At 39.3% G+C, this 23,651-nt stretch carries 19 protein-coding genes; 13 read left to right on the top strand and 6 right to left on the bottom strand.

The features are described from left to right. Positions 1–14 precede the first annotated feature (14 nt). The 3 genes from cobG to EZY12_20030 form a co-directional block, all read right to left on the bottom strand. Complete coding sequence (cobG, locus tag EZY12_20040) at positions 15–1,481, bottom strand: precorrin-3B synthase (GenBank protein QSX70749.1); 1,467 nt, start codon at positions 1,479–1,481, stop codon at positions 15–17. Positions 1,482–2,309: 828 nt separating this feature from the next. Next, complete coding sequence (locus EZY12_20035; protein ID QSX67018.1) at positions 2,310–2,522, bottom strand: type II toxin-antitoxin system HicA family toxin; 213 nt, start codon at positions 2,520–2,522, stop codon at positions 2,310–2,312. Continuing rightward, positions 2,519–2,725: a type II toxin-antitoxin system HicB family antitoxin gene (locus EZY12_20030; GenBank protein QSX67017.1), complete on the bottom strand. Its 207-nt coding sequence runs from the start codon at positions 2,723–2,725 to the stop codon at positions 2,519–2,521. Before EZY12_20030 ends, EZY12_20035 begins: the two co-directional genes overlap by 4 nt. A 60-nt stretch (positions 2,726–2,785) precedes the next feature. Here EZY12_20030 and cbiE point away from each other — a divergent pair, with 60 nt between their 5' ends. Next, on the top strand, positions 2,786–3,994 hold the full coding sequence (gene cbiE / locus EZY12_20025; GenBank protein ID QSX67016.1) for a precorrin-6y C5,15-methyltransferase (decarboxylating) subunit CbiE: 1,209 nt from the start codon (positions 2,786–2,788) through the stop codon (positions 3,992–3,994). A 117-nt stretch (positions 3,995–4,111) separates the two neighbouring features. Then, positions 4,112–4,885, top strand: a complete 774-nt coding sequence (locus EZY12_20020) for a hypothetical protein (GenBank protein QSX67015.1) — start codon at positions 4,112–4,114, stop codon at positions 4,883–4,885. Between the two features lie 151 nt (positions 4,886–5,036). Here the strand turns inward: EZY12_20020 and mtnA are convergent, their stop codons facing one another. Then, positions 5,037–6,083 (bottom strand): S-methyl-5-thioribose-1-phosphate isomerase, encoded by a 1,047-nt coding sequence (gene mtnA, locus EZY12_20015; GenBank protein ID QSX67014.1) that lies wholly within the window; start codon positions 6,081–6,083, stop codon positions 5,037–5,039. Positions 6,084–6,660: 577 nt separating this feature from the next. On the opposite strand from mtnA, the gene EZY12_20010 reads away from it, so the two are divergent. From EZY12_20010 to EZY12_19960, 11 genes are all read left to right on the top strand, one after another. Further along, entirely contained in the window at positions 6,661–7,818 is a 1,158-nt protein-coding gene (locus EZY12_20010) for a DUF58 domain-containing protein (GenBank protein ID QSX67013.1), read from the top strand. Positions 7,819–7,887: 69 nt separating this feature from the next. Beyond that, positions 7,888–8,253: a ferredoxin--nitrite reductase gene (locus EZY12_20005; protein ID QSX67012.1), complete on the top strand. Its 366-nt coding sequence runs from the start codon at positions 7,888–7,890 to the stop codon at positions 8,251–8,253. Beyond that, positions 8,250–8,654, top strand: a complete 405-nt coding sequence (locus EZY12_20000; protein QSX67011.1) for a DUF309 domain-containing protein — start codon at positions 8,250–8,252, stop codon at positions 8,652–8,654. Before EZY12_20005 ends, EZY12_20000 begins: the two co-directional genes overlap by 4 nt. 786 nt (positions 8,655–9,440) lie before the next feature. Next, the gene (locus EZY12_19995; protein QSX67010.1) at positions 9,441–9,935 is read left to right on the top strand and encodes an OstA family protein; all 495 of its coding nucleotides are present in this window, start codon (positions 9,441–9,443) and stop codon (positions 9,933–9,935) included. 348 nt (positions 9,936–10,283) lie between these two features. Next, positions 10,284–11,012: an LPS export ABC transporter ATP-binding protein gene (lptB, locus tag EZY12_19990; protein ID QSX67009.1), complete on the top strand. Its 729-nt coding sequence runs from the start codon at positions 10,284–10,286 to the stop codon at positions 11,010–11,012. Between the two features lie 311 nt (positions 11,013–11,323). Beyond that, on the top strand, positions 11,324–12,439 hold the full coding sequence (locus tag EZY12_19985) for an LptF/LptG family permease (protein ID QSX67008.1): 1,116 nt from the start codon (positions 11,324–11,326) through the stop codon (positions 12,437–12,439). Between the two features lie 193 nt (positions 12,440–12,632). Further along, positions 12,633–13,301, top strand: coding sequence for a response regulator transcription factor (locus EZY12_19980; GenBank protein ID QSX67007.1), 669 nt, complete (start codon positions 12,633–12,635; stop codon positions 13,299–13,301). 260 nt (positions 13,302–13,561) lie between these two features. Next, positions 13,562–15,214, top strand: coding sequence for a SpoIIE family protein phosphatase (locus tag EZY12_19975; protein ID QSX67006.1), 1,653 nt, complete (start codon positions 13,562–13,564; stop codon positions 15,212–15,214). A 3-nt stretch (positions 15,215–15,217) separates the two neighbouring features. Further along, positions 15,218–15,673, top strand: a complete 456-nt coding sequence (locus EZY12_19970) for an anti-sigma regulatory factor (protein ID QSX67005.1) — start codon at positions 15,218–15,220, stop codon at positions 15,671–15,673. A gap of 58 nt (positions 15,674–15,731) precedes the next feature. Then, positions 15,732–17,963, top strand: a complete 2,232-nt coding sequence (locus tag EZY12_19965) for an HAD-IIB family hydrolase (GenBank protein ID QSX67004.1) — start codon at positions 15,732–15,734, stop codon at positions 17,961–17,963. A gap of 184 nt (positions 17,964–18,147) precedes the next feature. Beyond that, positions 18,148–19,539, top strand: coding sequence for an NAD-dependent malic enzyme (locus EZY12_19960; GenBank protein ID QSX67003.1), 1,392 nt, complete (start codon positions 18,148–18,150; stop codon positions 19,537–19,539). A 535-nt stretch (positions 19,540–20,074) separates the two neighbouring features. Here EZY12_19960 and EZY12_19955 read toward each other — a convergent pair. Next, positions 20,075–21,313 carry a transposase gene (locus EZY12_19955; protein QSX67002.1) on the bottom strand — a complete coding sequence of 413 codons (1,239 nt, stop codon included), beginning with the start codon at positions 21,311–21,313 and terminating at the stop codon, positions 20,075–20,077. Positions 21,314–21,505: 192 nt separating this feature from the next. Then, positions 21,506–23,044, bottom strand: coding sequence for a DNA repair protein RadA (radA, locus tag EZY12_19950; GenBank protein QSX67001.1), 1,539 nt, complete (start codon positions 23,042–23,044; stop codon positions 21,506–21,508). Positions 23,045–23,651: the final 607 nt, after the last annotated feature.

Genomic DNA, 23,651 nt, shown 5'->3' with positions numbered 1-23,651 from the left:
AGAGAGATTTTGCATTAGCACTTAAATAATTGGTTTAATTGGTGGCTTTGACGATAGATGAAGTCTCTAAAGGATTCATGTAAACTTAAACGGTGTTTTTGATACACTTCCAATACTTGTTGAATCAGAGTCGGAACTTTCGCCACGTTTACATATTCATGGAGTAAATGACCAAAAACATAGACTTGATAACCTGGGAAAGTTTCCTTTGTAGTTTCTGTGGTAACACCAAGTAAGGTAATATCAGCTTCAGTGTGTTGAGCGCAAGATTTGCTGCAACCAGTAAAGTGGATATTCACTGGAGAATCCAGAATCATAGAATTTTCCAGGTATTTTGCCAAGTTTAAGGCATCATCTTTAGTTTCTGTGGCCGCAGCAGCACAACCCCGTTTCCCCGCACAAGCTACTAAGAAACTTTTAATGTCGGTTGCTGAAAAGTTTAAACCTAAATTGGTAATTTCTTTCTCAACTTCGCTAATTTCGTTTTGGGGAATATCCGTTAATAGTAAGTTTTGCCAAGGTGTTAACCTGATATTATCATCACCATATCTTTGAGCAATATTCGCTAAACCTCTAATTTGCCAAGTTTCTAATCTTCCCAAGGGTAAAACTATGCCGATATAATATAATCCGCTTTGGCTTTGGGAATGAATGCCAATATGGGTTTTCTCACGCAGAGGCGAGGCAGCGCGGTCTTGGGGGTTTCCCCCATGAGTGACTGCCGTAGCAGAGGCACAGAGAGAAGGTGAGTTTTTTGTAATATCAAATATATGATTTTGTTGGACTTGGTGAAGATATTTTTCAATTGTGATGTTATTGATGATTTCTCGTAATCGTGGTTTGCGTCGGTTTTTAGTGTCTATGTGTTTTCGGTAAGTCTCAGCTAATGCTGCTAAAACTGGGATTGCTTCTCCTGGTTTTAATAAAATTCCTGTGTCTTTCGCTGGTTCTCCTTTTTCTCCATAACCCAGATATAACCGCAAATAGACTTTGCTGTTAACTAATTCTGCTGCTAATATAATATCATTGAGGCGATCGCTTACAGAAACTTTGCCTCCACCATCAAAACACACACTAAATTTTGCCGATAATTCGGAAAGTTGAGAATGTGTGATTATATATTCTTCCCAGGCTTTGACTAAGGGACGAGTATCTATTAATTCTTGTGTGTCAATCCCCGCAGTGGGACTAGTCATGATATTGCGGATATGATCTACATTAGCATTGGTAGAAGCTAAACCCAATGCTTGTAATTTTTGCAGAACTTCAACATTTATGTTTTGTTTGATTTCCCTAATTTGCAAATTAGCCCGGTTAGTAATATCAATATAGCCACTACCATCATGATCAGCAATATCTGCAATAGCCTGAAACTGTTGATAATTAATGATTCCCCCTGGTATTCTCAGCCGATAAAGAAGACCATCTTGGGCGGGTGTGTTGTAAAATAATCCTGGACAAGCAGTAAATGGAATTTGCAAAATCATGAGTCCTTCTCTGTGTGACGCAGAGACAGAATGTAAGTGTTTACCAAAAGAGTTAGCGTTCTGACTTACTCAATTTTAGACTTTGGAGCTTTAATCAAACTCCAATCATCTCAAATTGCTTTACAGTTGCGGCACAGTCCCGGAATTAAACCGAAGTTTCCTAACTCTAAGATTTAGTAGTTTATCATGAGATGGTATTTTTGGCTATTGTCAATTAATTTTGTTTCACGCAAAGTCGCAAAGGAGCAAAGACGCAAAGGTAAGAGTTTAAACGTAATTTCTATATCACCATCAAAAGCATTGAGAAAGCGCTTGCGCTATCGCTCTTTTTCATATCTTCGAGCATCATCATGATATCACAACCGCCAAGAAATGAATTTCTTGGCTAATAGCAAAATTCAGCTAAAGCTGAATGAAGATTGATATTTATTTTATTTATTTAGTCTGTTTTAACAGACTTTGGCTATTAGACTCAGAATTCATTCTGAGGCGGTTTGGTGGGAAAATGAAAGATGTATATTAACAGCAAAAAACCCTCGATAAATTAACTGAAGGCTTATTAATAAAGATTTGATAATTTATTTCATCGTCCGTGTACTATTACCATGATCTGCCTTTTTACAATTAGCTTGAGTTACTAAATAACCCTCAATAACAAATGCGTTCTTGTACTTTGCTATTTTAGACTATCTTTAAATAACCGATAACTACCAAGTGTAATTCCTATACCTAAAACTGCTGGAGCAGCAGCACTGATAGCAATAGCCATAGAACCACCTACGGTTGCTGCTGCAACTGTTCCAGCAATACCACCATAGAATTCTACAAATCATCAGGAGTTAAACCAGTAAGTTTACTGATTCTTGCTAACATTCTTGGACCAATTTCTTCATTATCATGAAAAGCAAAGACAAAATCAGCCCAATCAGAGTGTGACAGAATTTTGTGTGAACCCGATTGACGTTTGATTTCCCACCCAATACGTAACAAAGCAGCTAAAACGCGCTTTGCTTTTTGACTTGACCATTGACTCATGCTGCTGCAAAAGAAACACTAAATAAATCTGGTTTTACTTCCCCATGTTCCAGTTTATCAGCCAAAACACGCAAAGCCAAAGCCTGAACCTTAGCCACCGCTTCCTGTCTTGTGTTTCCATAAGCCAACACACCGGGAAAATCAATCACGTCCGCAATAAAGCGTCCGTCTTCCTCTTGTTCAATCTCTATTTTCAAGTTCATAGCCTGTAATGGTAAGGTAATAAAAGCGATATTCCACCAAAATAAACAACCCCACGAATTATGAAAAAATGGTTATCAATTATCGGTATCGGTGAAGATGGTTTAGCAGGGTTAAGTCCCATTGCTGTTTCCTGCTTAGACAAAGCTCAAATTATCTTTGGTGGGGAACGTCATCTTTCCATGTTACCCCATGACGACAACCGCGAAAAAATTTCCTGGAAATCACCTTTCCAAGATTCCATAACCGAAATTATTAGTCGTCGTGGTCAAGTAGTTTGTATTTTAGCTAGTGGCGACCCGTTATGTTATGGTGTGGGTGCAACTATTATTAAAGATATTCCTATTTCGGAAATTACTATTATTCCTGCACTTTCAGCTTTTAGTCTGGCTTGTTCTCGTTTAGGATGGTCATTAACGGAGGTGGAAACTTTAAGTTTATGTGGTCGTCCGGTTTCTTTACTCCAATCTTATATTTATCCTGGTGCAAAATTATTAATTTTGAGTGAGGGAAAAAATACTCCGGCTAATGTGGCGGAAATTTTGACAAGTCGCGGTTATGGTCATAGTCAAATTACCGTTTTAGAAAAAATGGGGAATGTTGATGAAAATATTATCACAGATATCGCTGCTAATTGGAATCAAACAAATATCGCGGCTTTAAATACTATTGCGGTGGAATGTATTACAGATAATGGAATAGTCGCTTTATCCAGATTTCCCGGTTTACCTGATCATGCTTTTCATCATGATGGACAATTAACTAAAAGGGAAGTCCGCGCGGTGACATTATCTAGTTTAGCACCTAATCCTGGTGAGTTGCTTTGGGATGTGGGGGCTGGTTGTGGTTCTATTTCTATAGAATGGTTGCGGAGTCATGTTAGATGTCGAGCGATCGCTATTGAACAAAATTCCACTAGACTAAATTATATTGCTGATAATGCCACCGCTTTGGGAACACCAAATTTACAAATTATTGCGGGTAAAGCACTAGAAGTTATTCACAATTTACCCGCACCAAATGCGATTTTTATTGGTGGTGGTGTGACAGCACCGGAAATATTAGAAATTTGTTGGAGTGCCTTGCTTCCAGGGGGTAGAATGGTAGTGAATGTTGTCACTTTGGAAGGTGAACAAAGATTATATCAATGGTATGAAAAAGTAGGCGGAAATTTCACCCGCATTGCTATTCAACGCGCCGAACCGATTGGTAAATTTCTCGGTTGGAAAGCCATGTCTCCTGTTACTCAATGGGTAGGAAGAAAGAATTAAGACTTTGTAATACTAACATTGATTTTTAGTTGATGATCTGATCAAAGAATGTTCATCTTAAAAAAGAGGTTATAATTGATATTCTCAAAGTAATAGTTTTAGCAGAGATAATAAAATATGTATTTTAACTTTTTTGTCAGTTCTATTGCGGGAATTGTGATCACAGTATTACTGGGTTTTAGCGTCTTACAATGGTTTCACGTTCCTAGTGGTAATTTTCTCGACTGGGTAATTGGTGGTGCAAGTTTTTGGTGGTTATTAGTAATCGTGACAGTTCCGTGGAATGTCCATTTTCAAGCTAAAGAAGTTTTAGCACAAGCCGCAGAATCAATAGAAAAAAATATTCCGGTAGATGAAAAACAAGTTAATTATGTAAAAGTTTTAGCCAAGCAATCGCTATTGGTGGCAATTAGCTTACACTTAATTTCAGCTATTGTCCTTTATATTCTAGCCTTTACAGGAATCAGTGCCGTAGGATATATAAGTTCTGGTGCAGCTTTATTATTAACTATACTGCGGCCATCTATCAGTGCCTATGAATATTTATATAATCGGTTGACAATGATTCGTCAAGCTTTTACCTATCCCCGTGAAGATATTTTGGAACTTCGTAACCGCTTTTATGAACTAGAACAAAAAGTACAATCTTTAGAAGATCAATTAAATCCAGAAAAATCCTCTTCTTTAGCAGCTAACTACCAACGGTTTACCGACGAAACTCACCGAGAAATCGCTCGAACTGTGGCAAATTTAGCAGAATTACGGGCTATAAACCAAACTGAACATGAGCGTTTATCTAGAGAAGCTAGAAATGCGATTGCACAGCTTTCTACAGATGGACAATTCCTAGATAATGTCAGAGAGATTATTAGATTTTTTAAATCTGCCTAAACTAAATCCATTGATTATCACATTTTCATTTGCGTTTATCTGCGTTTGATTATTCTATGCAGCTTTATATTTTGGTATTAATCTATTTGAATAGTTTACCGAAGATATAAAGCGACATTTTCTAGTTTAAATGCAGCAAATAATTCAGATTTTAGCTTTGGATTTTGGCATTTTTAGCATTTAATAAATCACCAGGAGGAAAAGCTCCATTTTCAGTGATAATTGCTGTGATTAAATGGGCAGGTGTGACATCAAAAGCCGGGTTATAAAATTCCACTCCTGGAGGTGTGAGGATAGTTTCACCTATTTGATAAATTTCCTGGGGGTGACGTTCTTCAATGGGAATTTGACTACCATCAATTAATTCAAAATCTACTGTGGATAAAGGTGCAGCGACGAAGAAAGGAATATTATGGGCTTTGGCCACAATTGCTAAACTGTAAGTCCCGATTTTATTGGCAGCGTCACCATTAGCAGCAATTCTATCAGCACCCACAACCACAGCATCAATTAAACCTTGTTTCATGCAATGGGCAGCCATATTATCGGTAATTACTGTCACCGGAATCCCTTCTTGTACACATTCCCAAGCGGTGAGTTTTGCACCTTGTAACCGGGGACGAGTTTCATCTGCATATACTCTGGCTAAACGTCCTTCTTTCCAGGCAGAACGGACTACACCTAATGCTGTACCATAACCAGCAGTTGCTAAAGCTCCAGCGTTACAATGTGTGAGTATAATCAGTTGTTCGGGAGTTTTCGGTAATGCGGCTAAACCATGATCACCTATGGCTTGACAGGTTTGTAAATCTTCAGCATTAATCTTTTTAGCGGTTTCTAAAAGAGTTTGTTGAATTTCGGCAACTGTGCCTAATGTTTCATAGGCTGTTTGCATCATTCTCCCAATTGCCCAAAACAAATTTACCGCAGTGGGACGGGTAGAACGCAACAAATTGGCTACTTTCTCTAGTTTAGCTAAAAATTCTTGGTTATCGCTTGTTTCAATTTCCCTAGCACCTAAATACATCCCATAAGCCGCAGCAACCCCAATCGCCGGCGCACCCCTGACAATCATTGTTATAATGGCTTGTGCCATATCTTCACTGCGGTGAATCTCTACCACTGTATATTCGTTAGGTAAACGAGTTTGATCAATGAGTGATACTGAATTATCTTTCCAAATAACGGGATAAACCATGATGTCAGTTGTTGGTTGTCAGTTGTCAGTGGCAATAGATTACAGGAAACTTGTATATATAGCAATCCTCAAGGTTCAGAAGTCAATGAATTACCCCACCCTAACCCTCCCCTTATAAAGGGGAGGGGACAAGATTCTTTATATCCCACTTTCTGCACTTCATTTTGTAATACGCGAATATTTCCATAATTTTATTTTTTATCGTTTAATAAAATACATATTTTATCCATCATTTTAAGTATTAATATTGAACAATCTAAGCCTTATTAAGAATAATTCTTGAAAAGACTCATACTACATTATGAAGTGCGGAATGTCGGATATAAGGTACATCTTAGCCCCCTCATCGCTTGCGGGGAGGGGGTTGGGGGTGGGGTTCTTATTCCAGGTTTGATGACAATTTGCTGTAAGTTTGACAATATATAGATTTGTCTCACGCAAAGAATAAGAGCAGAAAGAGAAAAACCCACAACAACAAACCAAAAAACCAACGCCAAAGCAAAACACCCAAAAACCAACCCACAAGACCCGGACTGGAATAGCACCACCTCTGGCAAAATTAAGTTAAAAAAGAAGGATGAAAATAACTAAAAAAATCAACAATTGGCTGGAAACCCATGCAGCCGCCCCTGCTTATGGTGGTTGGGTGTTAGCGGGTATCTCTGTATGTTACTTAGGTGCAGGGATTAATACCATGGCTGGCTGGCTGTATGTCATTAGTGGTGTTAGTTTTGCCCTTTTAGGATTATCAGGTTTTGTGGCTGTGCGATCGCTTATGGGTATAATTGTTAAACGTCGTCCCATTGAACCAATAACCGCCGGTGACGACCTGAAAATTGAAATAGAAATTCATAATCACAGCAAAAAACCTGCCAGTTTATTGCAAGTTAGAGACATTCTCCCATTTATTCTTGGTCAACCAGTCCAGCAAAATATTGAAGCTATTCCCCCACAAGATAGTTACCACTGGACTTATTATCACCCTGTTGAAAAAAGAGGAATTTACCGCTGGCACACCGTAGAATTGGCTACAGGTGCGCCTTGGGGTTTATTTTGGTGTCGTCGTCCCCGTCCATGTGAAGCTAGGGTAATTGTTTATCCTACCGTGTTACCCCTGACTGCTTGCCCTTTAATTGATGAAATAGGACAAGAAGACAGCGAAAGAGGAGATCCTCGCGGTAAACCCTTACAGATGGCAACAACGGGTTTAGTGCGATCGCTGCGTCCCTATCGCATAGGTGATCCTACTCGCTTAATTCATTGGCGGTCTAGCGCTCGTTATGGAGAATTACGAGTCCGGGAATTAGAAGTGATTACCGGGGGACAAGAAATTATCATTGCCATAGATAGTTCCTTCCAATGGCCACAAGAATTATTTGAACAAGCGGTAATTGCTGCGGCTTCCTTGTATTTTTATGCCCAACAGCAAAAACTGCAAGTGCAACTATGGACATCAGCCACAGGTTTAATTACAGGGAATATCGCAGTTTTGGAGACCTTAGCAGCTACCAACCCCATCGAAAAAAATAGTTTACCACCAGATCACTGTCCCCTAATTTGGCTGACACAAAACTCCTACACCACATCCTCTTTACCCTTGGGTAGTCGTTGGCTACTATGGCAAAATCCAGATTCACCCGCCGAAACCGTCATTAATCGAGAATATCCCGGCATTGTCATCCAAAACGAACAAGAACTACAACCGCAATTACAAAAAGCTCTTAGTTCAATTTGAATTGATTTCTCACACTCTCGCCTGATGTACAATGCAAAGAAACATTGAAATATTAAAACAGCACAGCCAATGGTTAAATCAGAAGTTAATTCAAAATCCAGTGATAAAAGCCTAGAAGCAATGCGGCATTTTTCCGAACAATACGCCAAGCGGACTGGCACATACTTCTGTTCTGAACCTTCCGTGACCGCAGTTGTTATCGAAGGACTAGCCAAGCATAAAGATGAAATCGGTGCGCCTTTATGTCCTTGTCGTCACTACGAAGATAAAGAAGCAGAAGTTAACGCTGCCTTTTGGAACTGTCCTTGTGTACCCATGCGCGAACGCAAAGAATGCCACTGTATGCTATTCCTCACTCCTGAAAATGAATTTGCTGGTGAGAAACAAGAAATTTCCCTGGAGACTATCAAAGAAGTTCGGGATACTATGGGATGAGCGAAATCATGCCTGAAGAGTTTTGGCAAGGTGTAGAAGAGTTCAATTCTGGGCAGTTCTATGCTTGTCATGACATTCTCGAAGCACTCTGGATTGATAGTATCGAACCAGATAAAACTTTTTATCAAGGCATTCTGCAAATTGCCGTAGGACTCTATCATCTGGGTAATCATAACCGCCGAGGCGCGATGATTCTTTTAGGAGAAGGTAGCAATCGTCTTAAGCGTTATCTACCCGACTACGGCAGTATTAATGTAGAAGAATTATTTACTCAAAGTGTGGATTTGTTAAAAACACTACAAGAAGAAAGTCTAGAACCAGTGGCAAATAGCGAATTGCTGGAAAATAAAGTTTGGCTTTTACCCAGTATTCAATGTCTGAACTGTGATTTGTTTGATTAGTTTGATTTGGATGATTTAATCTCTTGTCTGAACTGTGATTTGTTTGATTAGTTTGATTTGGATGATTTAATCTCTTGTCTGAACTGTGATTTGTTTGATTAGTTTGATTTGGATGATTTAATCTCTTGTCTGAACTATGATTTGTTTGATTTCTATGATTTGGATGATTTAATCTCTTGTCTGAACTATGATTTGTTTGATTTCTATGATTTGGATGATTTAATCTCTTGTCTGAACTGTGATTTGTTTGATTTCTATGATTTGGATGATTTAATCTCTTGTCTGAACTATGATTTGTTTGATTTCTATGATTTGGATGATTTAATCTCTTGTCTGAACTGTGATTTGTTTGATTTCTATGATTTGGATGATTTAATCTCTTGTCTGAACTGTGATTTGTTTGATTTCTATGATTTGGATGATTTAATCTCTTGTCTGAACTGTGATTTGTCTGATTAGTTTGATTTGGATGATTTAATCTCTTGTCTGAACTGTGATTTGTCTGATTAGTTTGATTTGGATGATTTAATCTCTTGTCTGAACTATGATTTGTCTGATTAGTTTGATTTGGATGATTTAATCTCTTGTCTGAACTGTGATTTGTCTGATTAGTTTGATTTGGATGATTTAATCTCTTGTCTGAACTATGATTTGTTTGATTAGTTTGATTTGGATGATTTCAAAGCGAAACTAAAGTTTCAAAAAAACGTCCATTTTTGCTATGGGACTCATATTTGATTTTTATTTCTCTGTTTCCTATTCCCCGTTACCTATTCTCTAACTTATATGATACCTCGCTATCAATTGATGAAATCACAGATACGCCGTTTAGGATTAGCCTTGGTACTTCCAGTTTCCCTTGTGGGTGCGGTAGTATTGCCTAACCAATTGCAACCCGCTACAGCCCAATCTGGGGGAAATCGTCCCCTAACTATCCGCTCTGATACCCAAGAATATGACGCGAAAACCCAAGTAATTACTGCTCGTGGTAACGTGCAAATGGTGTATCCGGCTCGCCAAATTCAAGCCACATCTGCTCAAGCACAATACTTTAGTAAAGAAAAACGGATTGATTTCAGTGGTAATGTTTACATTTTGCAACAGGGTAGCAATAGTATTCGCGCGGAAAAAGTCACCTATTTAATTGACGAAGGTAAATTTATTGCTCTACCCCAATCTAACCGTCAGGTAGAATCTGTATACATGATTGAGGATGCTAATCCCAATAGACAAACTACTAAACCAGCCCCAAAAACTCCAGCCTTAAAGCGTTCTAATTAGTAAACAAGTGCCAGATTATTGACAATAGATGTTTAAAACCCTGACATTTTCACTAAAAATAACTGAGTAAACTTGAAAACTCATTAGCTAACTCTTCTCTTCCTTCTTCCTTCTTCCTTCGTGTCCTATCTCTATGGCTCCTGCGTCGCCACGCAAGCTATCGAGACGCTCCGCGAACGTTCCTATATCCCTCCGGTCCCGTCAGGGATACGTGGTTCAGTGACTCCATAAGAGGGGCAACCACAGGGGGATTGCCCCTACGGTGACTCCATAAGAGGGGCAACCACAGGGGGATTGCCCCTACTGATTCGGTGACTCCTGACCTCCACACCTAGACAAAACTCGATAGTGAAAATTGTTTTAGAGAATATTCATAAATCTTACGGTAAGCGATTAATTGTCAATCGTGTTAGCCTTTCTGTCAGCCAAGGGGAAGTTGTGGGTTTACTAGGTCCCAATGGTGCTGGAAAAACAACAACATTTTATATTGCTACAGGTTTAGAACAACCTAATCATGGCAAAGTGTGGTTAGATAATTCTGATATTACTCATTTTCCTATGCACAAAAGGGCTAGATTAGGTATTGGCTATTTAGCCCAAGAACCAAGTGTATTTCGTCATCTTTCTGTGCAAGAAAATATTCTGCTCGTATTTGAACAAACTCAAGTTCCCAGGAGAGAATGGAGACAAAGATTACATACTTTATTGCGAGAATTTCGCCTAGAAAAGGTGGCTGCTAGTAAAGGTATTCAGCTTTCTGGGGGTGAACGACGACGCACAGAATTAGCCAGGGCTTTAGCCGCTGGTAAAGATGGACCAAAATTTCTGTTTTTAGATGAACCTTTTGCTGGAGTTGATCCGATTGCTGTGTCTGAGATTCAGGAAATTGTCGGTCAATTACGCGATCGCGGTATGGGCATTTTAATCACAGATCACAATGTCCGCGAAACCTTAGCTATTACAGATCGTGCTTATATTATGCGGGAAGGGCAAATTCTCGCTTTTGGTAATGCTGATGAACTTTACAATAATCCTTTAGTGCGACAATATTATTTAGGTGACAATTTTGCAGTTTAAATTCATTTTTATTTAAAAAATACCATCAGTTACTATAGCAAATGGCAAGTACATAAAGTCCAAAATTCAAACTCAAAATCGGTTTTTATTCTGACTCCTGAGTGGGCGCAGACCCTGCGCCCCTACCTCGGTGACTCCTGCTATATGGCGGTATGCACTTGAATGAGATACATCATAGTCCCCTCCTTGCTTGCGGGGAGGGGGTTGGGGGTGGGGTTCTTGTATTTTACTCAACTGAAAATCGCTATATCATGATTTATAAAAAGCTTAATCCATTCTCTAATTTCATTTCTCTGTTTTCTTTTTCCATCATGGATCGCTACTTGGCGATGCAATTAATTTCACCATTTTTATTTGGTGTCGGGGCATTTACTTCTGTCGTTTTAGCCATTGATAGCTTATTTGAATTATTACGAAAAGTTGTAGAATCTGGGCTACCACTGAATATTGCTTTACAAATTTTCCTATTAAAGCTACCTTATGTCATGGTTTACTCCTTCCCCATGTCCACTTTGTTAGCCACTTTAATGACCTATAGCCGTCTTTCTAGCGAAAGTGAATTAATTGCTTTGCGTGCTTGTGGAGTGAGCGTTTATCGCATGGTTTTAACTGCTGTGGTTTTAAGTTTTGGAGTCACCATCATGACTTATATCTTCAATGAGCAAATCGCCCCTGCTGCCAATTACAAAGCTACTACCACCCTAGCACAAGCCCTGAAGTCAGACCAACCATCCTTTAAACAACAAAATATTTACTATCCTGAATATCGAGAATTAAAAGAATCAAATGGTGATAAAAAGAAAATACTTTCTCGCTTATTTTATGCTGACCAATTTGATGGTAAGGAAATGAAAGGTTTAACAATTATAGATCGTTCTCGAGGCGGAGTTGATCAAATTGTTGTTTCTGAATCAGCTAAATGGAACAGTAAACAACAAGTTTGGGATTTTTACAATGGCACTATCTATTTAGTAGCATCTGATCGCTCCTATCGGAATATTTTACGATTTGAACATCAGCAATTACAACTACCTCGCACTCCTTTAACCTTAGCTGAAAATAGCCGAGACTATGGCGAAATGAATATTGCCCAAGCCCTAGAACAACTAGAAATAGAACGTTTAGGTGGTAACGATCAAAAAATTCGCAAACTTCAAGTGCGAATTCAACAAAAAATCGCTTTTCCCTTTGTTTGTGTCATTTTTGGTTTAGTTGGCTCAGTTATGGGGAGTATACCTCAGCGCACCGGACGCGGGACAAGTTTTGGTATTAGCGTGATTGTGATTTTCAGTTATTATTTACTACTATCCGTTTCTGGAGCTTTGGCACAAGCTGGTATACTTTCTCCCTTAATTGGTGCTTGGTTGCCCAACTTATTTGGATTAACTGTAGGTTTATTTTTGTTAATACGAGTAGCTCAAAAGTAATGTAAATTGATAAGTTAGGTCTGTGGAGATTAAATTTTTTTAGTCATAATTTAAGCAACAAAAAGCTATATATTATTAAACATCTGGTAAAAATCAATGTAGAGACTTTCCATGGAACGTCTCTACAGAGGTTTCATATCAGGCATATTTAATTTTTACTAGATGTCTATTTAATATCTAGCAGCATTTTAATATGAGTAAAATTCGCACTGTCATTATTGAGGATCATCATCTAACTCGTCTGAGTATTTGTACAGCATTACGGCAAAAAGACGAAATTGAAGTAGTTGGAGAAGCGATTAATGCTCGTCATGGTCTTATAATCTTAAAGCAGCTACAGCCGGATATTGCGATTGTTGATATAGGTTTGCCAGATCAAGATGGCATTGAATTAACTAGGAAGATTAAAGCAATTCGTCTATTACGGAATACAAAAGTATTAATTTTAACATTGGCTAATGATAAAGAATCTGTACTTACAGCCTTTAGTGCTGGTGCAGACTCTTGCTGTATGAAGGATATCGAATTTGACAATTTACTCGAAGCTATAGGGGTAACTGCTGCTGGTAATCCTTGGATTGATCCGATGATTGCGCGAATTATTTTAGAACAAGTGCAGGAGAAAACTTCTGTCGAATCTAATAATCATCAACGATCTATTAAACCTGGTATTCTCACAGCTAGAGAGTTAGAAGTGTTACAATTAATAGCTGGAGGTTGTAGTAATGCTACAATTGCTAAAAAACTTTATATTACAACTGGAACAGTAAAAACACACGTTGGCAATATTATGAATAAACTATGTGCTAAAGACCGTACTGAAGCAGCAGTAATTGCTTTGCGTTCTGGCTTAGTTGCGTAAAATGTAAGTAGGTAGGCACAATTAAATATAATATGGGCAGGCAGGATGCCCACCCCACAATAAGTATAATATTCTTGTAGGGTGGGCTTCTAGCCCGCCCTAATCAACAATATTATTTTGATATTTATTTCAGCCCATCTACTGACTTAATGTTGGCTGACAGCGTAGCGTAAGCCATAAAAGTTTCTTAGCTAATAGCTAAATATTTTTTAAATTAAGGACATCTTGTCATTTAACTATGTAGAAAGTTAATTTAAATTATGACTGAAAAAAAGTTAAGCAAGCTCAAGCTCTTGGTTGTAGATGACGAGCGAGATAACTTGGATTTACTTTATCGCACTTTTTGGAAAGATTTTATAGTCTATAGAGCTAATAATGCTACTGAAGCCTTAGCTATCTTAGAAAGAGAAGGGGAAATGGCTATGATTATCTCTGACCAAAGAATGCCGGACATGAACGGTAGCGAATTATTAAGTCTGACAGTAGAGCGGTTTCCTGATACAATTCGGATTTTATTAACTGGTTTTACTGATGTTGAAGATTTAGTAGATGCCATTAACTCAGGTCGCGTATTTAAATACATTACAAAGCCCTGGAATCCCTATCAACTCCAATCATTAGTCAATCAAGCTAGTGATACATATCGCGTAGTCAAAAAACGAGTAGCTGAATTATCTCGTGCCTTGCGACGGGAATCTTTATTTAATGCTGTGACAACGGCAATTAGAGAATCTTTAGACTATGACAATATGCTGCAAAAAATTGTTGTCACTATTGGAGAAACATTTGCGGCTGATAATTGTTTACTTAAAACAGTTGAAGATAATTTTCTCACCCAAAAGCAATTTTGCTATCAAAATTCCCAATCAGAAGTATACGATTTTCTCCCAGACCCTAGTGAGTTAATTACCGAAGTTTTTCAAACTCACCACTATCAAATAACAGAAGATATCTACGAAAACATCCATTATCAATATTTAGTAGTCCCACTTATTTATCAAGAACACTTACTAGCTATTATTGCTATTCGTAAATTGGGAAGTGATCATGTTTGGGATCAAGAAGATATTCAATTAATTACAGGTGTAGCCGAACAAGCTGCTTTAGCGCTTTCTCAAGCTAAACTCTATCAAAGTCTGCAAGAAAAACAACAACTAACTAACCTAGAGTTAGAAGTAGCTCGCCAAATTCAACATAATTTATTACGGCAAACTTTACCGGAAATGGCGGGTGTAAAAGTCCAAGCTTGTTGCTATCTAGCCCGGGAGGTAGGAGGTGATTTTTTTGAGGTATTTGTCCATCCTAATGGTGATTTGTGGTTAGCGGTTGGTGATGTTTCTGGTAAAGGTGTGCCAGCGGCTTTGTTTATGGCTAGTACAATTTCTCTGCTGCGTCGGGAACTATCTCTTGAAGTACCAGTAGAGCCAAATGTGATGATGCAGAATCTGAATTCTACTCTGATTGATGACTTAATCAGCAGTAACTATTTTATTACTATGGTTTTAGCACGTTATCACCCAATCACAAAAGAAATTGTCTATGCTAATTCGGGGCATATTTATCCTTTTGTGTGGTCTGAGTCAGCTACTATAAATGATTCTCCTCATTATTTAAAAGTCCGAAGTATTCCTTTGGGAATATTGCCTAAATGGGAGGCTGAATCTGGCCGTTTAATTCTCGCTTCTGGAGATACATTACTGGTGACTAGTGATGGAATTACAGAAGCAACTGTGTGGGAAAATTTAGATGATTCAAGGACAAATAATCGTTCTATACTTCATCAAGAAGGTTTATGGCAACTTATTAAAAAACAACCTCAACCACTTAATCTTGATAATTTGTTAGCTCTTATTCAAACCAATAATGATATTCAAGAAGATGATCAAACTATAGTATCTCTGGAGGTTTTATAAATCATGAAAAGTGAACTTCATATTCCCAGTGATCTAGGTTTTATCAATATTGTAGAACAATGGTTATTGGGCTGCTTACAATTACATCTAGGGGAATCTGTTGATTGGACACAACAATCAAGTCGCTTACGATTGGCTTTGGTAGAAGCCTATTCTAATGCTGTGCGTCATGCCCATAAAAAAAAGCCAAATTTACCGATTTTACTGCGCTTAGAACTAAAAGGCCGGGATTTATCTATAGAGATTTGGGATTATGGTGAAGGTTTTGATCTATCTACTTACTTTCCACCCAACCCCATAGCAAAACAAGAAGGTGGTTATGGTTGGTTAATTATGAATCGCCTGATGGATAAGGTAGAGTACCAATTACAGGTGAATGGTGCTAATTGTCTGAAACTAGAAACAACTTTCCCAGAACTATTTCCTCACGGGGAACAGGGAACAGGTAAAATGGTATAACTATAATGAATCACGCAAAAATGTTTGATTTATTGCTAATTATGGAGGAATCAGCACTGTGTTAAACAACCCTGGGTTGTACATTTTGCTCGTTAGTGTTCATGGTTTAATTCGTGGCCACAATCTAGAGTTAGGTAAGGATGCTGACACTGGTGGACAAACTAAATACGCGGTTGAACTTGCTTGCACATTAGCTAAAAATCCCCAGATTGCAAGAGTTGACTTAGTAACACGGTTAGTAAATGACCCAAAAGTTAGCCCTGACTATGCTCAACCAGTGGAAATTCTCGCAGATAAAGCCCAAATTATTCGCATTGCTTGTGGTCCCAAACGCTACCTTCGCAAAGAAGTTCTCTGGCCACATTTAGATAGTTTTGCAGATGAATTACTCAAACACATTCGCAAAATCGGCAAAATTCCCCATATTATTCATACACATTATGCTGATGCCGGCTATGTAGGTTCTAGGGTTGCAGGTTGGTTAGGTATACCCCTAGTCCATACAGGCCACTCTCTAGGACGCATCAAGCAACAAAGATTATTAGAGCATGGTACTAAACAAAAAAACATTGAAGAGAATTTTCATATTAGTACAAGAATAGAAGCTGAAGAAATCACCTTGGGGAGTGCAGCCCTAATTATTGCCAGCACTTCTCAAGAAGTTGAAGAGCAGTACAGCGTTTACGACCACTATCAACCAGAACGCATGGTAGTAATTCCTCCTGGTGTTACCTTAGAGCGTTTTTACCCAGCTACAGATAATTGGCAAAATCCCCCTATTCAACAGGAATTGGAGAAATTTCTCAAAGACCTGCAAAAGCCCATAATTATGGCGATTTCTCGCCCAGCTATCCGGAAAAATGTCAGTAGTTTAATTAAGGCTTATGGGGAAGATCCCGAATTACGAAAATTGGCCAACCTGGTATTGATACTAGGTAAACGAGAGGACATTTTGGCAATGGAATCGGGGCCACGTCAGGTATTTTTAGAGATATTACAATTAATAGATCGCTATGATCTTTATGGTCATGTAGCTTATCCTAAACATCATAATGCTGATGATGTACCAGATTTATACCGACTCACGGCAAAAACACAAGGGGTATTTATTAACCCAGCCTTAACAGAACCATTTGGACTCACATTAATTGAAGCTAGTGCCTGTGGTGTGCCTATAATTGCGACTGCTGATGGTGGTCCGAGGGATATTCTCGCTGCTTGTCAGAATGGGTTATTAATTGATCCTTTGAATATTCAAGATATCCAAAATGCCTTAAAAAAGGCTCTCACAGATCAAGAACAATGGCAAAAATGGTCTAAAAATGGCATGATCAATGTTTGCCAACATTTCTCTTGGGATAGTCATGTAGATCATTATCTAAAAGAAGTTAACCGATTATTGCCCCAAAAACGCATTCAGTCTTTGCTGAGTCCTCTGGTTAAATCTCCCGCAGATGAACATCCAGATTGGAATGTCCCCGCAACTAATCACTTAGCAACTGCTGATAGATTTTTGGTATGTGAAATTGATAATACTCTATTGGGTGATGAGGCAGCTTTAGCAAAGTTAATTCAGAGAATTCATGATGAAGGTAATACAACAGGAGTTGGTATTGCTACTGGTCGCAGTCTCAAAAGTACCTTAAGTTTGTTGGAAGAATGGCGCTTCCCGATGCCAGATTTACTGATTACTTCAGCCGGAAGTGAAATTTACTATGGGCCGCAGATAGTCACAGATACGAGTTGGCAAAGACACATCGCGTATAATTGGCGACGGTCGGAAATTCGCAAAGTTATGCGGGATATTCCTGGGGTAGAATTGCAATCTGATGATGCTCAGGGCAAGTTTAAGATTAGCTATTTTGTAGATGAGGCTAAATCACCTAGTTTCCGCGAAATTATTCGTCGTCTCCGCCAAAATCGTCTCCACGTGAAAGGATTTTATAGCCATAATATGTATCTGGATTTAGTGCCTATCCGAGCTTCTAAGGGAGATGCTATTCGTTATGCTGCTTTGAAATGGGGTTTGCCTGTGCAACGCTTTTTGGTGGCTGGGGCTTCGGGTAATGATGAATCTATGTTAGCTGGTAATACTCTGGCTGTGGTGGTGGGAAATCACAGTCAGGAAATCGAACAGCTACGAGGTTTACCACAGATTTATTTTGCTGAAGGAAATCATGCTTGGGGGATTTTGGAAGCTTTGGATTATTATGACTTTTTTGGGAATTTGTCTCAACCACTTTTGGAAATAGCGACAACTGATAAGGAAGAAGTTATTTTAGGAATATGAGTCAAGATTTTGTTGGATTTTTTTTCCTCTGTGTCTATGGTGCTTGAAAAAATACTATCGAACCACAGAGGCGCAGAGAACGCAGAGAAGAAAAAGCTGTTTCTAATGTCAGGTTTTTTGTAAAAATAAAATTTGCAGTGGCAATTCAATATAAAATCTAAACTTTAAAATAGAGATTAGTACCATGAAAAATCTTACTCCTAATTCTAGTTTTAGTGTTACCCTGCGGTTACAAATTCCCAATCGGGTGGGGATGTTAGCATCTGTGACTCAAGAGATCGCCTCCACTGGTGGTAATCTCGGACAAATTGATTTAATTGAACAAACTCGTGAAGAATCTATCCGCGATATTACAGTTGATGCCGCTAGTACGGAACACGCGGAAACCATTGTGCAAGGAGTAAAGGAATTATCGGATATTAAGGTAATTGATGTTTATGACCGCACTTTTAATTTACATCGCGGTGGCAAAATCAGTATTGTGAGTAGAATTCCTCTCAAAAGTGTTTCTGATTTAGCAATGGCTTATACTCCAGGAGTTGGTCGCATTTGTAAGGCGATCGCCGAAAATCCAGAGGAAGTATATAATCTGACTATTAAACAAAATACCGTGGCTATCGTCACAGATGGCAGTGCTGTTCTCGGTTTGGGCAATTTGGGACCAGAGGCTGCTTTACCTGTGATGGAAGGGAAAGCCATGCTGTTTAAGGAATTTGCGGGGCTTGATGCTTTTCCTATCTGTTTAGATACTCAAGATACAGATGAGATTGTCAAGGCTGTTAAAAATATCGCTCCTGTATTTGGTGGTGTGAATTTAGAAGATATCGCTGCACCACGCTGTTTTGAAATTGAAAAAAGATTGCGAGCAGAATTAAATATCCCCATTTTTCATGATGACCAACATGGTACAGCTATTGTCACCTTGGCAGCACTGTTTAATTCTCTGAAACTTGTCCAAAAATCTATTGCAGATATCCGCATTGTGATTAATGGTGCTGGTGCGGCTGGGATTGCGATCGCTCGGTTACTCCGCAAAGCCGATGCCCAAACCATTTTGATGTGCGACTCTAAGGGAATTATTTCCACTAATCGCAGCGATTTGACCGCCGAAAAGCTGGAATTTGCGGTTAAAGCCCAAGGAACTTTAGCCGGTGCTGTCCAAGGTGCAGATGTGTTTATCGGTGTCAGCGCACCGGGAGTTTTGACACCAGAAATGGTACAGGGGATGACGAAAGATGCAATTGTATTTGCAATGGCTAATCCCATTCCCGAAATTCAACCCGAATTAGCTCCTAAAAACGTTGCTGTTATGGCTACAGGTCGGAGTGACTACCCCAACCAAATTAATAACGTCCTGGCGTTTCCAGGGGTGTTTCGTGGGGCTTTAGATTGTCGGGCCAGTACAATTACTACTACTATGTGTTTAGAAGCTGCCAGTGCGATCGCTTCTTTAGTTAAACCCTCTGACTTGAATCGGGAACATATTATTCCTTCCGTCTTTGATAAGCGTGTGGCTACTGCTGTGGCTGCTGCTGTCCAACAAGCCGCACGGGAAGAAGGTATTGCTCAAAGTTAATATAGTGATTCTTGATTGAGTGATGTACATGAACCCCACACCCACCCACCAAACCAATCAATAGTCGGTTTTAACCGACTTTAGCTATAAGACAGGGAATAAATTCCCTGTCTTTTTCTGTATTCTGCTAGATTCTTCTTCTTTAACCCATATCATTGATTTTTTACTCTCTTGTCTGAACTGTGATTTGTTTGATTTCTATGATTTGGATGATTTAATCTCTTGTCTGAACTGTGATTTGTTTGATTTCTATGATTTGGATGATTTAATCTCTTGTCTGAACTGTGATTTGTTTGATTTCTATGATTTGGATGATTTCAAAGCGAAACTAAAGTTTCAAAAAAACGTCCATTTTTGCTATGGGACTCATATTTGATTTTTATCCATCTCAAATTAAGCCATGAAATACTCAATCATTACAGGTTTATTAGCCGCAACTTTAACTTTATTTACTACCATTGCTAAAGCCCAAGAAACTCCATTGTCATGTTCTATAGATTCCCAAAATTTCATCACAATTGACATCCTCCCCACCCTACTTCGTAGAGGGTGGGGATTCCAAAGATCGCTCTTTGGGCTTCCTCTTTCCACGAGTTGATTTGCTTGGAGGAGTTTCCTCACCCAAGTATTGATCAGTCTCTCCAGAGGCGTTAGTTCCGACGTGACCCGCCGTACTCAATCCTTTTTCTAATATGTTCCGTGCCGCGTTCCAATCCCTGTCTTGCGTATGCCCACAGTGAGGGCAAACATGAGTTCTAGTGCTAAGAGTTTTTTTGACAACCTCACCACAATTAGAGCAATTCTGCGAAGTATAGTGAGGTGGAACGGCAACCGTGACCACACCAAATACCTTGCCGAAATACTCAATCCACTCACGGAACAGCGACCACGAAACGTCACTAATCGACTTAGCCAAACGGTGATTTTTCACCATATTCCGCACCATCAAATCTTCATACGCCACAAGGTCGTTAGACCTCACTACGCACCTTGCCGTTTTCATAGCAAAGTCTTTACGCTGGCGACTTACTTTGAGATGCTTTAATCCAAGTTTTTTTCTCAACTTGATTCTGTTTTGAGAACCTTTTTTAGTCTTAGACATCCGGCGTTGCAATCGTTTCAAAGACTTCTCGCTTTTGCGAAGATGTCTAGGGCTGGCGACTGTCTCCCCGTTGCTATCGGTGTAGAAGTGGTTTAGACCTACATCAATACCAATAGTTTTACCCGTTGGTTCTCGTCTTTCAACTCGTTCATGGTCGATGCAAAACTGGCAATAATAGCCATCTGCACGACGCACAACCCGCACCCTCTTAAACTGTTTAAGTTGGTAGAAATGCAGATCACGGGTTCCCCAAAGTTTAAAGGTTCCTGCCTTGAATCCATCCGAGAAAGTGATATACCTGCGGTCATCAGAAAGTTTCCACCCACAGGTTTTGTACTCAACAGAACCATGTGTTTGTTCTTTCTTGAACTTTGGGAATCCCTTTTTCCCTGGTTTACCTTTTTTGCAGTTATCGAAGAACCGAGCAATAGCAGACCACGCCCTTTCAGCACTGGCTTGCCTTGCCATTGAGTTCAGCTTGTTAACCCAAGGAAACTCAATACTGGCTGCAAGTACAGCGCAAAATTTATTTAGGTCATAGCGTCCAACGCCCTTGTTGTCCATCCAGTATCTCAGGCAGCTATTACGCACAAAACGAGCAGTACGAATCGCTTCATCGAGTGATTCGTACTGCTCGTTTCGTCCTTCAAGTTTTGCCTCAAATACAATCATTTATGTCTATTCTTGCTACATAAAATAGTATAGCATGATTATCAAAAACTCAACTACCTTCTTCCCTAATTTCGCTTACGCTCAATTCTGGGCAGAAGGTGTTTCGTTTTTGACCGCTTTACATCCCCTGCCTAGGAAGCGTTGAGGCAGGGGTATTACAGCGATTTGATAAAATATTAAAAGCAGAAAAGATTATTCATCCTCATCAGGTTCTAAATCTTCTTCTGTCAATTCTTGATGTGGTACAGCCGCAATAATTGCATCTATGACTTTACCTACTGGTAATATCTCAATCCCAATCTCTGGAAATTTTGTGCCTTTAGGAACTATTGCTCTTTTAAATCCTAATTTTGCTGCTTCTTTTAATCTTAATTCCATTTGGGAAACTGATCGCACTTGTCCCCCTAATCCGACTTCCCCAATTAAGACTGTACCAGGATCAACTATCCGATCTCGGAAACTGGCAACAATCGCCACCGCAATTCCTAAATCTACTGCTGGTTCTTCGACGCTTAATCCCCCCGCAGAAGCAACGTAGGAATCTAATTTGGACATGGGTATCCCCACACGCTTTTCTAATACGGCGAGAATCTGCACTAAACGGTTATAGTCTATGCCTGTGCCAGCGCGTCGAGGAGAGGGATAACTGGTAGGACTAACTAAAGCTTGCAATTCTACTACTATGGGTCTTGTTCCTTCACAAGCAACAACAATGGCTGTACCAGGAGCAGGATCGTCACGATTACCTAAAAATAGCTCAGAAGGATTATCAACTTCTTTTAACCCTTGGGAAACCATTTCAAATATCCCAATTTCGTGGGTAGCTCCGAAACGGTTTTTTACAGTTCTTAATAATCTATGGGAAGCAAAGCGATCGCCTTCAAAATATAATACAGTATCCACTAAATGTTCTAATACTTTGGGTCCAGCGATCGCTCCTTCTTTGGTAACATGACCCACAATTAACATTGTAATATCTTCATGTTTTGCCACTTTCATTAAAGCTGCGGTACATTCCCTGACTTGTGCGACTGAACCCGGTGCTGATGTCAAAGCGGGAAGAAATACCGTTTGAATACTATCTATTACCGCTACATTTGGTTTCAAAGAGTCTATTTCTCGCAAAATCTCCTCTAAATCCGTTTCTGGCAATACATATAAATCTGCGCCGATACTGTCAGGATCTATGGGCTTTTCTGAATCTTTTACTGTTTCTTCAGGGGCTTTGCTTTGATTATCTTCCGTAATGACAAGAGGGGGTTTTGACATTCCCAACCGAGAAGCACGCAATTTTACCTGTTGTCCTGATTCCTCTCCAGTTACGTAAAGGATACGGTATTTCTGGGCTAATTGATGAGATACTTGCAGTAGTAAAGTAGATTTACCAATACCAGGATCGCCACCAATTAGCACCATTGAACCGGGAACTATACCACCACCTAAAACTCGATCTAATTCCCCATAACCGGATTCCCACCGAGCAATTTGGCGATCGCTAATTTGCTCAAAAGTCAGCGATGATCTAGCCTTAGCTGGTTTATTATGAGATTTACTATGACCTCCAGCTTGCCAATTTCCCACCCCAGATCGGCTAGATATATCCCCTATAAAAGCACTAATATTCTGCTCAACTAAAGAATCATAAGTATCGCAATTGGAACATTTTCCGAACCATTGGGAAAATTCTGCTGCACAACTACTACAGATATAAACGATTTTTGGCTTGGCCATGTTTAAATTTTAGTTAATAATCTTAATTATTTCTTAAATTTTGGAAAAAACGCAAATCTAATAAGTAGTCGGACAAAATTAAATTCACTTGTTGAGAGAGGGAACAGGGAACAGGGAACAGGGAACAGAAAAATCAGTTGTGTAATTAATTGTGTCCCATTACTTAATAGTAATAGTTAGAAGCTTTTTCCAAATCAATTGAGAGCAATGATATCTTAATATTATGATAGTGAACTACCTACACTTACCCGCAAGGGAAGTATAGGCTTCCTACCAAGTTAACAGCTTTTTGCTCTTCGAGAACAACAAGACTGATGTTAAGGCGATAGGCTGACCCCTTCTAAGGCAAAATCAAGGTTAATCAACAAAAATGATCATGTATCTAGCTTGATTATCGCTATTCTCTCGCCTTGTCGAGATACTCAGTTCATAACACAAAATTTGTGAATTGTCTCCATGTCTTCCTTCCTTGCTGTCGCGTTGGTAGGAAAACCGTCGTCAATTCACGCGCCATTCATCCCTCGCGGCCCTATCGGCTCAGACGTGGGGCTTCTGTCGGTTAAGCTAAAGAATTAATCATGAAAAATTTTAGTTAAGGAGCATGACA

This window comes from Dolichospermum sp. DET69, from assembly GCA_017355425.1.
Taxonomy (GTDB): domain Bacteria; phylum Cyanobacteriota; class Cyanobacteriia; order Cyanobacteriales; family Nostocaceae; genus Dolichospermum.
Note: the sequence above shows the minus strand (reverse complement) of the source record. Positions and strands in the feature narration are given on the sequence as shown.